Below are 15,540 nucleotides of genomic sequence, written 5' to 3'. Positions count from 1 at the left end.
CCTTACATTTAAAACTTGTTTCAAAACTAACCCAACATATTCAAGTATATCATTTATGAAAAAAACAGTATCTATTTTGGTCCTGATGGTAGGACTGATTCTAGCCGGTTGTGGTGACGGTAATCAAAAAAGAGAAGGTAAGCCTAAAGTTTTGGTCTTTTCCAAAACATCTGGTTGGAAACATAAATCTATTCCGGCCGGTATAGCTGCTATTCAGAAATTGGGAGGTGAACAAGGTTTTGAAGTGGACACCACAAAAAATTCCGAACTTTTTAACGAGGATAATTTAAAGCAATATTCCGCAATTATCTTTTTAAGCACTACGCTAAATGTTTTGGATGCCAAGCAAGAGGCCGCTTTTGAACGTTACATTCAAGCAGGTGGTGGTTTCGTTGGCGTGCACGCAGCAGCCGATACGGAATACGATTGGGGTTGGTACACCAAATTGGTTGGGGCACAGTTCCGCAGTCACCCTAAAGGCACACCGGAAGCCGATTTTATTGTTACGGACAAAAACTTTGGGGCAACGGAATTTTTTACGGATTCCGTTTGGCACAGAAGTGATGAAATCTATAACTATAACAAACTAAACCCAGATGTTCATGTGGTCATGACCGTAGATGAGTCTACCTACGAAGGAGGAACAAATGGAGATAATCATCCATTTGCATGGTACCATGAATACGATGGTGGTAGAGCTTTTTACACCGGAGCGGGACATACGGACGAAACCTTTTCAGAGGAACTGTTCTTAAAACATTTACTTGGAGGTATTAATTATGCCATTGGTGAAAATAAAATTTTGGATTACTCCAAGGCTACTACGCAGATACCACCGGATGTGGACCGTTTTACTAAAAAACAGTTGAGTGTAGGTGAATTCTTTGAACCTACAGAAATGGCTGTATTACCTAATAATGATGTGTTAATCGCACAGCGTCGCGGTCAGATTGCTTTATATAGCGATGCTACCCAGGAGCTAAAGGAAATAGCCTCTCTAGATGTGTATTTTAAAACCTTGAATACCCCTGGTGTTAATGCCGAAGAAGGTTTAATGGGACTCCAGAAAGACCCTGATTTTGCTACGAACAATTGGATATACCTTTACTATGCGCCCACCGGAGATGAATGGGTAAACCGTTTATCTCGCTTTAAGTATAAAGATGGGGTGTTGGATATGGATTCCGAGCAGGTGATATTGGATGTAGCCTCACAACGCGAAATTTGCTGTCATACCGGAGGGTCAATTGCATTTGGGCCGGACAAATTGTTGTATCTCTCAACGGGAGACAACTCCACTCCGTTTAACGAAAAAGGAGTAAAATACGTTAACAATGGGTATGCACCATTAAACGATATTCCCGGTCATGAGCAATATGATGCGCGTAGGTCTTCTGGGAATACCAATGACCTTAGGGGAAAAATTATCAGAATAAAAATAAATGAAGACGGTAGCTATGATATTCCTGAGGGCAACTTGTTCGCAGAGGGAACGGAAAAAACACGTCCGGAAATTTATACCATGGGACACAGAAACCCGTACCGTATTTCAGTAGACCAAAAGAACAGTACTTTGTATTGGGGTGAAGTAGGACCGGATGCCCGTAAAGACGAGTTTGAAACCCGTGGCCCTAAAGGTTATGATGAAATGAACAGAGCTACGGAAGCCGGTAATTTTGGTTGGCCTTTATTTATAGGAAACAACAAGCCGTATGTAGACTATGATTATGAAAACGGGGAGAGTGGTATCACTTTTGACCCAGAAAAGCCTATAAACGATTCTAGGAACAATACGGGGCTTCATGAGCTTCCTCCTGCAAAATCCGCTTACATCTACTATCCGTACGATGAAACCAAAGAATTTCCCGAAGTGGGTACCGGTGGTAGAAATGCCATGGCAGGACCAACCTATTATTCGGATTTATATCCAAACGGAGGTAGTCTTCCCGATTATTTTAACGGAAAGACCATTATTTACGAATGGATGCGAGGATGGATGAAAGCCGTAAGTTTCTTTGAAGACGGTACATTAAATAAAATGGAACCGTTTGCTTCGGATATTAAGGTGAATAACTTGATCGATATGGAAATGGGACCTAACGGAAGAATCTATTTACTAGAATACGGAAGTGGTTGGTTTACCCAAAATGAAGATTCTGGTTTAAGTTATATTGAATACAATGGAGGAAACCGACCACCAATTATAGATAATATGATCGTAGATCATACTTCCGGTAAATTACCACTTACGGTTAACGCTAAAGTAGAGGCAAGAGATCGTGAAGACGATGCTATTTCCTATATATGGAACTTAGGTAACGGAGAAACAAAAGAAACTTCCGAACCGGAAATCAGCCATACATTTAGTACTCCAGGCGAATACAATATTTCTGTAGAAGTAAAGGATGCCCAAGGCGATGCCGTTAAAAGTAAGGTTGTTCCTATTGTTGCGGGTAATTCCAGACCAGAGGTAGCTATTAACCTTGGAGATGGCAGCACTACTTTTGAAAAAGGGGTTCCCGTAACCTATGAAGTAAAAGCTACGGATGCCGATGGGGATGCAATTGACCCTAAGAACATTTATGTGTCGGTAGATTATTTAGAGAGCTTTGATGAACAAAGTATGTCTTTGGGCCATCAAGAAGTTTCCGCTGCTGTTACCGGAAAGGCCCTTACACAAGGTATGGATTGTAAGACCTGTCATAAAGAGTCCGGTCCTTCAATTGGTCCAAACTATACAGATGTAGCTAATAAGTATAGTAAAGACAAAAGAGCAAAGTCTTACCTTCAGAAGAAAATTGTTTCTGGTGGTGGCGGAGTTTGGGGAGAAGTGGTAATGCCTGCACACCCAAACATTACGCAAGACGAAACAAGGCAAGTGGTAGAATACATTATGTCTTTAGCAGATACTTCGGCCAAGGTTAAATCGCTTCCTGCATCGGGTAGTATTGTACCTAAACCTACAAAAGATGATAAGGTTATGGTAATAACCGCATCCTACACGGATAAAGGTCAAGAAGGAACTATACCACTTACCGGTATGAAAACCGTTGTATTAAGAGCAAAGGAAACGGATTCATCTAAATAGTACGTTTTAAAAAGTAAAAAGGGGCCACATGTACATGTGGCCCCTTTTTTTATGGTGTTTTGTGTATTACTTTACTTCTTTATGGTTTAGGTAATAATTGCGGTCTACTGTCAATGTAGAAAGCTTGCCCTTTAACTGTTGGGTTTGCCATTCGTTGGTTGGTGTAAGCGTAGTGGCCTTGCCATTGATCAAAACGTTGAGTGGCATATGGAAACCGTCAACAGTGTTGGTATATCTATATTCTAGTTGGTTGCCCTTAATTTTATATTCAAAAACAGGAATCATGGTAGTACGTAAATACTGATCAAATACTTTGGACAAGTCTATTCCCGATTTTTTTGAAACATAGTCTTCAATTTGCTTAGTGGTTACGGTTTGGTGATAAAACTCGCTGTTTAAACCCCGAAGAATCTGTCGCCATTTTTCATCGTCACCAATCAATTGCCGTATGGTATGCAGCATATTGGCGCCTTTGTAGTACATGTCTCCCGAACCTTCTGTATTTACATCATATGGGCCAATAATAGGCTTGTCATTTTTTATAAGGGCACGGGTACCAACCACATAGTCAGAAGAAGCTTCTTTGCCCAGGTAAAAGTCTAAAAACAGATTTTCGGAATAAGCCGTAAAACTTTCATGGATCCACATATCCGCAATATCCTTGTAGGTAATATTGTTAGCGAACCATTCGTGACCGGCCTCGTGAATGATTATAAAATCGAATTTCAGCCCCAAACCTGTGCCGGACAAATCTCGACCTAAATAACCCTTTTTATATTGATTACCGTAGGTAACGGAACTTTGGTGTTCCATTCCTAAATACGGAACTTCTACCAGCTTAAAACTGTCTTCATAAAAGGGGTAGGGGCCAAACCAATGCTCAAAAGCCTTCATCATTTTTGGAGCATCTTTAAAATGTTCTTTGGCCTTTTCTAGGTTATCGCGAAGCACATAATAATCCATGTCCAACGTACCTTTCTCCCCATCATATTTTTCGCCAAAATGAACATAATCGCCAATGTTGATATTTACACCGTAATTATTAATAGGGTTTGAAACGAACCAATGGTATGTATTTGTATCCTTGTCTACTTTTCTTAGCCTACCGTTAGAAACATCCATGAGTCCTTTTGGAGCTTTTACACTTATGAGCATACTATCTACCTCGTCATACATATGATCTTTGTTGGGCCACCATACACTTGCTCCCAATCCTTGGTTAGAGGTGGCTATAAAGTCTTTTCCGTTATTATCTTTTCTCCAAGAAAAACCACCGTCCCACGGGGCATTTACGGCTTCTTTTGGATGCCCTGAGTAGTATATTTTTATTTGGTTGAAATCGCCCTTTTTTTGCTTTTTCTTCAGTTGAACAAAATGGGCATTACCGTTAGAAACAACTTCAAGCTTTTTCCCGTCTTGAGTTACCTTTTCTATAGTTAATGGAGGTTGAAGGTCTACCTGCAATACTTGGTTTTTCTTCAACACTTTATAGCGGATGGTATTGCTTCCGGAAATAAACTTCTTATCCGGGTCTACGGCAACATCAAGATGGTAGTAGTTAAGGTCCCACCATTCCCGTTCAGGGGTAATGCTTCCTCTTAAGGTATCCTGTTCCGTAAATTCCTGACCAATAGCTGCCGATGTTATTCCCATCAGCATGAATGCTAGCATTTTTTTCTTCATAAAATCTTAAATCTTTTGAACAAGGTTCAAGATAGAGTTTTAAAATTTTTGATGCCTCTTATTTATGTAGAATTTAATAGAAAATGCAAGGTCTCTATATCTCGCATTGGCCATGATTAATTTTGTTTGGAAATAAGTTATCGGTTTATGGGAAAAGTAAAGCCCAGTGCCATTGCTCCTGAAACTTGTTCCAATGAAGGGTAGGTGTAATAGGTGAATTCAAGTTCAAAATCGTGCTTTTTACCTATGGCGAGACCTATACTAAAAGGAACATGAAATTGTACTCCATTAGCTTTTATATGAGTTGCTGGGGTGTAAGTCTCAAAAGAACCTATAGACGTGCCAAGACCAAGTTCAAAGTAGGGAGCAACATAGGGTATGGGCGCAACTATACGGGCCTTGCCTCCAATCATAAAGGCTTTGGCCGTAACCTTGTATTGTAGGAGGTTGGCGTCCGTAACAGTTTCGTTTGGAGAGGTAAAAATAACTCCGGCATAAGGTCTTATACCAAACCACTTGCGTATACCAATTACATATTCTCCTTGAGTGTAAAATCCCGAACCAGTTATGTTGTACTCATCTAGAGGCAAAGTAATGCCATAACCAATAGATGCCTTTATAAATCGCCCTTTATTGGGTTGGGCCTGAACAAAATGAATTGAACATAGGGTTAAGAGTAAGCAGAAAACAAACGACCTTAATGTAGCGGACATAACTATATATTTTAAGGGCGAATGTAATTTTTCCTACAAATATGTAATTTTAAAATCGATGAAATACTGCAATTAACGAACAATGGAAAAACGGATTTGGAAAGTAAATCTGGCACACGAATTTCTTATAATGATGATATACGTTGTGTTGTAATTGGCTGTGTAAATCCACTAATTAGATATTGCTTTGTCTTTTTTTGAGCACCTGTTTTTTATGCAATACATACACTTAGTAAAACTGCAAATTGGCTTCAGGCAACCGCTTCATCAAATAGTCTCATACGACAAGGCTATTGCCGGTAGTGAAGGTGTTTAATTTTATAGTTGTATTTGCATTTAATTTAAAAATGCCGTGAAGTACATTGTACTTCACGGCGAAATTATTACTTTTCCAGTAGTAGTGATTTATTATAGTAAATAACTTCAGATGTTATTTTACCCTCTTCGTCAAAGTTATCATTAAGATGAATGGGTAGGTCTATTTCTTTCTTGTCCGATTTTCTGATAAGGTGAAAATCCCACCAAGATAAAACAGACCTTCCGTTGTCCATTTCATATTCCAAATAGTCGGGATAGCCAATCATTTCAATGCTTTTAATTTCAAAATCGTCGAGAAATTTTTGCCGGATAGTTTTTACTTGATCTCGTGTTCCAGGAGTATTAAAATCGTCATTTATGTTATAAAAATAGGCGTCCTCGGAATAGTAACTTATAGCCTTGTCCAAATCTGAGTTTTCGAATGCATAGACAGCTTTTCTTACGGTATTGATATTGTTATGATGGTTGTAAATTGTACCGTTGGTACGGTCAGCAAAACTTGCTCTCAACTCATCAAAAATGCTTTCGTTTAGGTATTCGATCGTCATTTTAATTTTATTGTCCTTGGTAACTAAAACAAGACGATGCGTTGGCGAAGAAAATTTTACACCCGTAGTTTTATGGATGCCTTTTAATAAGTCCCATGTTTGAACCCAGACCTCATTTTCCTTATTATCCTCTTTGTACTCAATGGCATCGGGGTATGAACCAGGAAAATCAGAAACTGAAAAATAATCTAGTTCATCAAACCAACGGTACGAGTTTTTTACGAATTTAGCTTTTCCAGTGCCTTCGGGATTAGGGTCTTGGGAAAGACCGTTGTATGCCTTAAAATCTTCGGTTAGCATACTAGCTAACTTAGTAGAATCTCCTTTTACAAATGCCTGAGTAAAACTAGCAACTACATCAATGGCCGGGTGGTCCTTATAAACTGTTCCGTTTTTCTTTTGGGCAAATGTGATGAGCGATGTCATCATAACGAGCGTAAAAATTGTTTTTTTCATTGTACTTGGTTTAAATTATTAGCTTGGTTAAGCTTTTTGGAGTTTTTTTTTGAAACATTAAATATTTAATTATTACACTATCAGGTAATTATGGTATTCTGAAAATTACTTATATCGTACTTTTCGGGGGGTATCAATGTTAGGCTAAGGACCGGAGGGATAAATACTAATCGCAATTTTGGTGTTGCCTACTTACATGGTAACAGAGAAGGGCATAGGTGTCCCTTTTTTTATCTCTAAACAGCAGTGTCAACAATCCGATTATTATTTTAAAGAAATCGATAATTCTAAGAAGGAACTGTCCTTTATGGACGAATAGGGTTTTAAACTGTCCGAACCCCAGGATTTACTTATCAAAGCATTGGTAGAAGAAGCAGTAAGGAACTAATTTTACGCTTGGTACATGGGGGAAATTAAAATAGCAACTAAATATGTAGTGAAGCTTATTTAAGACGGTAATATTTCAATAACAACATTACCTTTTTTTCGTCCACTGTCAACATAGGCATGTGCTTTTACGATGTCATCCAACTGAAAACTTCGGTCAATATAAGGAACCAGTTTTCCTTCTTCTGCCCATGTTCTAATTTTTGAAAGGTGTTCCGTTTTTTCTTTGGTCATCATTTTTATGGTGACAAAGCTTCCTGCTTGATTTAAAACACTCTTGGCTTTTGTTTTGGAGGTCTTTCCCACTGCATCAAAAACAATATCAAATGTATGGTCAAGGTCAGAATAATCGGTTTTTTTGTAATCTATTAAATGGTCTGCACCAAGCGATTTTACCATTTCAAAATTTGAACCGCTACATACACCTGTTACAGTAGCTCCGTGATGTTTCGCTATTTGAACCGTATAGCTACCAACGCTTCCGGAGGCACCGTAGACCAATACCTTTTGAGCTTGACTTACATTTGCTTTCTCCAATAAGAATAGGGCTGTCATAGCGCCAATGGGTAAAGCCGCTGCTTCTTTAAAACTGAGATTTTTTGGTTTAAAATCTACTACGCCATGTTTCCACTCTTCAGGTAAACATACGTACTCTGCATAGGAACCTCCGGAAAGCATAGTTGTTGTTCCAAAGACCTGATCACCAACTTTAAATTTGGTTATATCTTTTCCTATAGCCTCAATAACACCGGCCAATTCGTGACCAAGAATTCTTTTTTTGGGTCTAAAAAGCCCGAATATGAGCCTTGCCGGCAACCAGAAAATTGCAGGGAAGTCTGAACTACGAAGCCTTGCGTCACCAGAAGTAACCGTTGCCGCATGTATCTTTACTAAAATTTCATTATCAGCAGGGCTAGGCTTTTCAACTTCTGTTGATTTTAGAACCTCTGGAGGACCGTACTCCGTATAAACAGCAGCTTTCATAAAGGTTTTTTAGGTCTCAATTTGTAATGTAATGATTTCTGGGGAGCCACATGCAAATGGCTATTAATAGATCAACTAGACTTGCAACCTTATAAAAATACGTAAATCCTTTCACTTGGTCAGAAAATCATTATTTCTATGAATTTTGTCAATTTTAAATGTAAACAGTTGGTAGTGAATAGATAATCTTCTTTATGCCCACAATGTTACTACAATTTTCTTCATTACCAAGAAGGACATTTATACATAATGGGTGGTCTCACTAAATAAATTGATTTTTTATTCGTTCAATTCTTTCTAAACTTAAAAAAAAATAGATGAAACGTAATTTCATTATCCCCAGTCTTGTTTTAGCATGCAGTACTTTTTTTATCTCTTGTTCAACAGACGAAACGGACGAAGAAGGTTCTCAAGAAGCTGAAATTAGTACAGCAGCGGTTTCCGGCTTAGTAAATTCTGTAGCCTTTACTCCTGCAACTACTCATTTTACAAAAGGAGAAAGTTTTGGAGATGCAGGTTATGAATTTAAACTTTTTAGTGAAGTAGAGGAGTGTGATGAGTTTCAATCTATTGGAGATGTTTCCTTTTTCGTGGAGTCTGAAACGGAATTAGAACCAGGTGAGTATGAAGGAAACGGCCCTTATTTTTTCTATAAGGACGGAGAGGATTCTGGGACAGCTTCGTATTTTGGAGCAGAGGTTATTATTACGGAAGTTACCGAAACTACCATTTCTGGAAGAGTAAAAGGGGGAGATGCTGAAAAAGGAGAAAACAGTATAGATGGAGCCTTTACAGCAACACTTTGTCAAAAATAAAAGTGTAGTATTATAAATAACAAAAAAAGGTAAAGCTATTGGCTTTACCTTTTTTTTGTTTAGCTAGTTTTTTCAATCTACTTTAATTTTCATCATTTTATAAGGCTCTAGTTTGTTTGTGTCTAGAATCTTATTTGTGTTACCGTCTAAATTATCTATTTGAGTATTAGTAATAAAATAGATGTAACCGTCGCAAATGTCAAAAAAGGTAGGAATTCTGAAACGATTTGTGAACTCTACAGGTTTTTTACGTTTTAGAACTTCAGTTCCAGTTGTGTTAAGTTCAAATTTGAACAGTCCGTTTTGTGATCATTCGTTCCAACTTTCTAATCATTTCTATTTTTATCAATTTCATTTTGAATCATTTTTTCCGTTACCATAATATCTTTAATCAAGATTGTTAGGAGTTCTTTTTTACTTCTTTCTGTTTCATTTGTATTTGCGTAAAGAAAATTCAACAGGTATTCACTTTTTATTTGTAAAATTTCTTTTTGTTCTTCAATATTGGCCAAAGCAGAAATTTTCTCATAATCTATTAATTCAATTTTTGAATTGGAGATAGCTTTCCAGGAGTTAATTCTTATTGAAGGAATCTTAATGCCTTCAGCTTTTCGTATTATCTCTAAAATAGATGTTGAATCGTTTTTTAAGTAAAAGTCTACAGTATCAATAAGGGATTCATGTATGCCTAGTTTTTCGGTGATATCTATGTTGGTTTCGGCTAACTCTTTATTGATAGATGAAAATATTTGATTGATGTATTTCTTGTCTTTTCTGTCTTCATTCCAATTATTAATATACATAGCTATCAAAATACCGACTATAATTGGAACAATTTCTTTGATAAATGCCTTGATGTTTTTTTTTTCATTTTCAGAGATATTTTTAATTGTTGGCGTGATATAGTATAACTCAAAACGAAATCTACTTCATGCCATATGCAAAAGAAACTAGCTTTAATTATTTGTTACTAGGGTTCCATAAATAACCAATAAGTACTAATATTAAGAATAATAAAAGAATCACCCCAATAAACTTTAAAACGCTTAGCAATATTTGACCAAACTTGAGATGGTATAGCTTTTTGTATGTAAGAGAGTAATAAAATAAGGGTAAAATAAACATGCCTGTAAAGAACAGATTGACACCAACTAAAAGACTTGAAATAAATAGTAAAATGCCAAATAACCCCAGTATACTTTGTATAAATGTGTTGGTTACTAGATGTTCTCCAAAGTTGTAGGCCTTACCAAAGACAATATGAGAAATAAGTGTATAGAGAGGAAGAAGAAGAAAAGCTAAGAGGTTATAATATTTCAATGAATAATTCATAACATCACGGTTGATTTCATTTTTACTATTATTAAACTCAGCCGAAAAATTATTTTGTTCAATATCGGTAGGTAAATGGTTTTTATAAGTTTCTTCATAGGGTGAATTTTGGTTATTTGACATCTTAATATATTGCTCAGAATATTGATTAAATAGCAATAAGGAAATAGCCGTGATAATTGCAAATAAAGAAAAAGGGTTCGCAAACTTCTTTCTTGTTCCATTTACGTATTCTAGGATAACTACTTGGGGTTTATAAATTAAGTACCTCAAGGTGACAACGAAATTGCTATCCCAGCCTAAAGCAGCAAGTAAGTGTGAGAATAATCTTTTTATTGTTATTCGCTCTTTAATTATTTGAGCACCACATTCATTACAATAATTATCTTCTTCATCAATTGTAGAATTGCAATTTTTACAGCTTGTCATCTATTACCCAAGAGTTATCTTCTAACCTAACGATATCAATTGACATAAGGCTATTAGTTTAAATTCTAAACTAAAATACAAATTTAGTTTACTTATACTAGTGCTAATTTCTTACAAGAGTTGTTTGTGATTTTTAACTCAACCGTTCTTTTGATTTTTCCCTAGTAGGCCTAAAAGTCCAATGGCTGGACCAAGGGCCAAAGCGGTAAATAGGTAAGCAAGGGGTATGGTTTCCGCAAGATTAGACAGTAGCTGTATGCTAAAAATACTAACGGCAAAACCAATACAATTTACCAAGGTTAATGCCGTACCTTTCAATTCTGCAGGTACTGAGCCGGCTACTAGGTTCGAAAATTGTGGAGAATCTGCCGTAACGGCCATGCCCCAAAAACTCCACCCTACTAAAAACAATTCTTTAGGAAGCATAAAGAGTAGGGGGGAAAGCAAACAAAAAAGTCCAGAAAGGAGTAATGAAATTACTGCCACTTTACGGCTGCCTATTCGTAAGGAGATTAACCCGCCAAAAACACATGAGAGTCCGCCTAATGCAATAATAATTCCAGTAGACAAGGGAACGGACAATTCAGCACCGCTAATGGTGCAGTAGGTCTTAAGTGCCAATGGTGTAAACGCCCAAAAGGCGTAGAGCTCCCACATGTGCCCAAAGTACCCAAAAGCAGCTTGTCTAAAACTGGGTAGTTTAAAAAGTAACGGGCCTGCGCCCAAAGAAAGCTTGGCACTGGGTTTCCGAAACGGTCCATTGGGAACCAACATCCACAACAGAACGCCACCTACAATAGCAAGGGCAGAGGTGATTTTTATGACCAATGTAAAATCACTACCTAAACTGGTGCCACTAACAAAATAGGGGAAAGCGGTTCCTAGAACAAGTGCACCAACTAAATACCCCAAAGCTTTTCCTAATCCTTCTTGATAATAATCTGCCGCTATTTTCATTCCTACGGGATATATACCTGCAAGAAAAAAACCTGTGCCAAAACGGGCTAAGAGCAGCGTCCATTCAGAAAGGGTTTCTGAGAGCAAAAGAAAATTGCAGGCTGCCGCTAAAACGGAACAGGTCATAAAAACACGGGAAGGCGAGAAGCGGTCCGCAATCATAAAAAGACCAAAAACCAATGTGCCAATAATAAAACCGAACTGTACCGAAGAGAGCACATAGCCAATAATTTCAGGCCCTAACCCTGTTTTTAAGGTTAATTCATCTACAATGGCATTACCGGCAAACCATAAGGAGGTACAGGCAAATTGCGAAAGTATGATTATAGGGAGTATATGGGCTTTAGGCTTCAATATAAATTACTTGATAAAAGTAACCTTGGCAATTTTGCCGTTCTCCACTTCATAAATGGCAACGGCCCAAAACACTTTGCCATTGGCGGTAACTTTTTCTTTGTCTATGATTTTATTACCTAGAATAATACGGTTCCTAATTTTACAGTGTAAATCTGGCGTGGACTCAAAAAAGGTCTTGTATGTTTCTTTTAATTTGTCTTTTCCTTGGTATATGAGTGTATTGGGGTAATCGTAAACTTGTATGTCTTCCGAATACGTATTTAAAAAAGCGTTTAGGTTTCTGGCATTGTACGCATCTAGTTGATTTTGAACAATGGCTTCGGGTGTTTGTTCCACTACCAAGGTAAGGTGACTGCCGTTAGGGCTTACCGCAATCCGGCTAATGTTGTTCAGCCCCTTTTTGTCCAATCGCAAGAAGCGTTTCCACTCTTTACTTTCCTCTGGAGCTATCTCCATTAAGGTTTTGTTATCGGCAGCTATAATGTGGCCGTTGGCCAACCAACAGACATCATCAATATTTTTGAACATTGGGGTAATGGTCTTGATTTTTCCAGTTTTTGGGTCCAGGGATTTTACCTCCCAAGGGTCGCTATTTTTACTAATAAAGCTGATGAGGTTCTTGCCGGGAATTTTATGAAGTGAACGCCCTACGTTGTTATAGATGGTATCATGGCTGCCATTTTCTACATCGGAAATTACCAGGTTAAGGCCGGTATTGCCCAAGGCCGCAGAAACAATGGTTTTTTCATCGAACCAAACATGATAACCTATTTTCAGGTCTTTAAGGATTTCGGTAGAACTGCCGTCCCAAATACTATATTCATAGAGACGTTGCAGCCCTGTGGTGTCCAAACGAATTGCCGAGGTAGAATTTCTCCCTGGAATTTTTAACGGGGAATACTCGCTGCCCTGCGGTGTATCCGAAATGTATGTTAACGCCCCGGATTTTACATCGTACTTGGCAATATCCGTTTGGCCTTTCCGCGTAGATGAAAATAAAATAGTATTCTCATTGTAAAAAGAAGGTTGGTTGTCATAGCCTTCGTTATTACTTATATTTCTCGGGTTTACCATTTCGGTTTTACCGTTTACCGTTTTTATGTCCAAAAGATATACTTCCGTATTCTGTTGGGCGTAAATGTTAGGAATAGAAAACAGTAAGGTTACAATTAGAACGTATTTTATTTTCATCTGGTTGGGTTGGCTTTTTACAGTTCAGCAAATTTCTGTAAAAGATCTCTAACTTTAAGGGTATTCTCCACGTAATATTTAGCTGAGGTTTTTTGGCGCCCTACTTTTACGGTTACCGTACTTTCCGGTAATTCTTGAAACATGAACTCATCCGTCCAATCATCGCCAATTGCAAAAACAAAATCATAATCGTTCTCTCCTAGAATACGCATAGAAGCTCGGCCCTTGTTTACATTGCTACTTTTTACCTCTACTACCTTATTTCCGTTAAGCAAACTTAAATCATCCGTACCAATAAGGCTGGTCAGGGTTTCAGAAAGTTCTGTGGCTCTTTTGTCCCCAAAATCAGGGTCGGTTTTTCTGTAATGCCATGCCAGGCTGTAATTTTTCTCTTCAATAAAACTTCCCGGTGTACGATCTACAAAAGACTCCAAAACAGGACGTACGTGTTCCATCCAATCGTTCTTTACGTTTTCCAGCATTCTAAAAGGCTCACCTTCCTGAGATATCCAAACACCGTGTTCTACTATCATATTATATTTCTTGGGCAAGAACCATTTGGTAAAGGTATCCTTGTCCCTTCCGCTTATCAAATATAATACGGTATTGGGTTGGTTGTTCAGTGTATCCAACAATTGGTATAGCTGCTCGTCCGGACCGGCCTTTTGAGGGTCGTTGTTAAAACCGGCCAGAGTTCCGTCATAATCCAGAAACAATAGTCGCTTTTTGGCTTTGCTATATTTTTCGGCTATAGGAGACAATAGTTTATCCGTTAGTTTACGGGATACATTTGCCGCCTCGCGCTCGTTCTGGGATTTTAATGAGGTCATAAAATCATTGGCCCATTTTTCTACGTTGTAGCGTGCCAACCTTTTTTGAAGTATGGAGTTTCTTGCTTTTTGCTCTTCCTTGGGCATGTTTATAGCCTCGTGCAGCGCATCTGCCGTCTGTTCAAAGTTATTGGGGTTAATCAATAGCGACTCATTCATTTCGTTGGCAGAACCCGCCATTTCACTCAAAATTAAAACCCCGGTCTGATCTGTTCGTGTAGCAATGTATTCTTTTGCCACAAGGTTCATTCCGTCTCGTAATGGGGTAAGCCAAGCAATATCACTAGAGGTATATAGGTCTATAAGGTTTTCAAACGGCATAGATCGGTAGAAATACCAAATGGGCGTCCAGCTTACGGTAGAAAATTCACCGTTAATTCGCCCTACCAATTCGTCTATTTCTCTTTTTAATAATTGGTATTGCGGTACATTGGAACGGGAAGGTACAGCAAGAATAATCAGCCTCACCTTTTCTTTATACTGTGGATATTTATTTAAGAAGTATTCAAAAGCGTACAGTCGTTTGGCAATGCCCTTACTGTAATCCAAGCGGTCTATGGATAAAAAGAACTTTGCATCTGGGTCCGTTTTCTTGTGTGTGTTCAGGCGTTGTTGTAGTTCGGACTGTTCGTCTTCCGCTTTGTTATAATGTATTTTGGCCGCTTCGCTAAATTTTTTGTAGTCGATACCCATAGGAAACGAATCAACCTTTATCAAACGGTCGCCCATAGAAATATCGTTAAAGCTTACTTCTAGCCCTAACAATCGCCTTACGGAACTAAGAAAATGCCTTTCATAATCATAGGTGTGGAAACCGATAAGGTCCGAACCTAAAACCCCTTCTAGCAATTCTTCACGCCAAGGCAGTGTCCTGAAAATTTCAAAAGAAGGAAACGGGATATGTAAAAAGAAACCTATGGACACATTTGGTCTTTTTTCCCTAACCATTTGCGGTACCAACATTAACTGGTAATCGTGTACCCAAATCGTATCGCCATCGGCAGCATTGTCCAGAATGGCATCGGCAAATTTTTGATTCACTTTTTTGTAGGTGTTCCAGTAATCCAGTTGAAATTCTGAATACTCCAAAAAGTAATGGAACAAGGGCCAAATGGTTCTATTACTAAACCCGTAATAAAACCCATCTACTTCGTCTTCCGTAAGCTTTACTTTAGAGGAACCGTGCTCCGCCAATGCCTCGTCTATCTTAGGTTCCAATTCGGGAGAGATATCTTCCTCGGTAAGGCCGCTCCACCCAATCCATAGGCTATCGCCCCCGGAATGAACGGATTTCATTCCCGTGGCTAATCCACCCACACTAGGTATTGCGGTAATGGTCCCGTTGCTAATTTGTAACTGAACGGGTAGTCTATTTGAGATTATGATAGTTTTGCCCATAAATTGGATATTTTGCTGTGTTTTATATTTAATTTCTCTAAATTTCGTGAAAAA

Annotated in this window: 11 protein-coding genes; 2 read left to right on the top strand and 9 right to left on the bottom strand. The window is 38.2% G+C overall.

Translation table 11 applies throughout. From position 1 onward, the window contains the following. Positions 1-55 precede the first annotated feature (55 nt). The gene (locus KO513_RS18500; RefSeq protein WP_215914668.1) at positions 56-3,088 is read left to right on the top strand and encodes a ThuA domain-containing protein; all 3,033 of its coding nucleotides are present in this window, start codon (positions 56-58) and stop codon (positions 3,086-3,088) included. 66 nt (positions 3,089-3,154) lie between these two features. Here KO513_RS18500 and KO513_RS18495 read toward each other — a convergent pair whose 3' ends face one another. From KO513_RS18495 to KO513_RS18480, 4 genes are all read right to left on the bottom strand, one after another. After that, positions 3,155-4,771 (bottom strand): M1 family metallopeptidase, encoded by a 1,617-nt coding sequence (locus KO513_RS18495; protein ID WP_215914667.1) that lies wholly within the window; start codon positions 4,769-4,771, stop codon positions 3,155-3,157. Positions 4,772-4,908: 137 nt separating this feature from the next. Beyond that, positions 4,909-5,484 (bottom strand): outer membrane beta-barrel protein, encoded by a 576-nt coding sequence (locus KO513_RS18490; protein ID WP_215914666.1) that lies wholly within the window; start codon positions 5,482-5,484, stop codon positions 4,909-4,911. A 383-nt stretch (positions 5,485-5,867) separates the two neighbouring features. Then, entirely contained in the window at positions 5,868-6,806 is a 939-nt protein-coding gene (locus KO513_RS18485) for a nuclear transport factor 2 family protein (protein WP_215914665.1), read from the bottom strand. A 447-nt stretch (positions 6,807-7,253) separates the two neighbouring features. Further along, the gene (locus KO513_RS18480; RefSeq protein WP_215914664.1) at positions 7,254-8,177 is read right to left on the bottom strand and encodes an NAD(P)-dependent alcohol dehydrogenase; all 924 of its coding nucleotides are present in this window, start codon (positions 8,175-8,177) and stop codon (positions 7,254-7,256) included. A 317-nt stretch (positions 8,178-8,494) separates the two neighbouring features. Between KO513_RS18480 and KO513_RS18475 the strand changes: the two genes are divergently transcribed. After that, positions 8,495-8,992, top strand: coding sequence for a hypothetical protein (locus KO513_RS18475; RefSeq protein WP_215914663.1), 498 nt, complete (start codon positions 8,495-8,497; stop codon positions 8,990-8,992). Positions 8,993-9,318: 326 nt separating this feature from the next. Here KO513_RS18475 and KO513_RS18470 read toward each other — a convergent pair whose 3' ends face one another. The 5 genes from KO513_RS18470 to KO513_RS18450 form a co-directional block, all read right to left on the bottom strand. Beyond that, the gene (locus KO513_RS18470; RefSeq protein WP_252735992.1) at positions 9,319-9,795 is read right to left on the bottom strand and encodes a hypothetical protein; all 477 of its coding nucleotides are present in this window, start codon (positions 9,793-9,795) and stop codon (positions 9,319-9,321) included. Positions 9,796-9,952: 157 nt separating this feature from the next. Further along, positions 9,953-10,753 (bottom strand): DUF3667 domain-containing protein, encoded by an 801-nt coding sequence (locus KO513_RS18465; RefSeq protein ID WP_215914662.1) that lies wholly within the window; start codon positions 10,751-10,753, stop codon positions 9,953-9,955. 138 nt (positions 10,754-10,891) lie between these two features. Beyond that, positions 10,892-12,064: an MFS transporter gene (locus tag KO513_RS18460; protein WP_215914661.1), complete on the bottom strand. Its 1,173-nt coding sequence runs from the start codon at positions 12,062-12,064 to the stop codon at positions 10,892-10,894. 6 nt (positions 12,065-12,070) lie between these two features. Beyond that, on the bottom strand, positions 12,071-13,258 hold the full coding sequence (locus tag KO513_RS18455; protein ID WP_215914660.1) for a nuclear transport factor 2 family protein: 1,188 nt from the start codon (positions 13,256-13,258) through the stop codon (positions 12,071-12,073). Between the two features lie 17 nt (positions 13,259-13,275). Further along, complete coding sequence (locus tag KO513_RS18450; protein WP_215914659.1) at positions 13,276-15,486, bottom strand: bifunctional alpha,alpha-trehalose-phosphate synthase (UDP-forming)/trehalose-phosphatase; 2,211 nt, start codon at positions 15,484-15,486, stop codon at positions 13,276-13,278. Between the last annotated feature and the right edge of the window lie 54 nt (positions 15,487-15,540).

Source organism: Zobellia sp. B3R18 (genome assembly GCF_018860715.1).
Classification (GTDB): Bacteria; Bacteroidota; Bacteroidia; order Flavobacteriales; family Flavobacteriaceae; genus Zobellia; species Zobellia russellii.
The sequence above is the reverse complement of the archived record's forward strand: the minus strand, read 5'-3'. Positions and strand labels throughout refer to the sequence as shown.

Excerpts from the sequence above, each read along its gene's own strand:
- KO513_RS18495 (WP_215914667.1), bottom strand. The coding sequence starts at position 4,771 with ATGAAGAAAAAAATGCTAGCATTCATGCTGATGGGAATAACATCGGCA.
- KO513_RS18455 (WP_215914660.1), bottom strand. The coding sequence starts at position 13,258 with ATGAAAATAAAATACGTTCTAATTGTAACCTTACTGTTTTCTATTCCT.
- KO513_RS18465 (WP_215914662.1), bottom strand. The coding sequence starts at position 10,753 with ATGACAAGCTGTAAAAATTGCAATTCTACAATTGATGAAGAAGATAAT.
- KO513_RS18485 (WP_215914665.1), bottom strand. The coding sequence starts at position 6,806 with ATGAAAAAAACAATTTTTACGCTCGTTATGATGACATCGCTCATCACA.
- KO513_RS18490 (WP_215914666.1), bottom strand. The coding sequence starts at position 5,484 with ATGTCCGCTACATTAAGGTCGTTTGTTTTCTGCTTACTCTTAACCCTA.
- KO513_RS18475 (WP_215914663.1), top strand. The coding sequence starts at position 8,495 with ATGAAACGTAATTTCATTATCCCCAGTCTTGTTTTAGCATGCAGTACT.
- KO513_RS18450 (WP_215914659.1), bottom strand. The coding sequence starts at position 15,486 with ATGGGCAAAACTATCATAATCTCAAATAGACTACCCGTTCAGTTACAA.
- KO513_RS18480 (WP_215914664.1), bottom strand. The coding sequence starts at position 8,177 with ATGAAAGCTGCTGTTTATACGGAGTACGGTCCTCCAGAGGTTCTAAAA.
- KO513_RS18470 (WP_252735992.1), bottom strand. The coding sequence starts at position 9,795 with ATGTATATTAATAATTGGAATGAAGACAGAAAAGACAAGAAATACATC.
- KO513_RS18500 (WP_215914668.1), top strand. The coding sequence starts at position 56 with ATGAAAAAAACAGTATCTATTTTGGTCCTGATGGTAGGACTGATTCTA.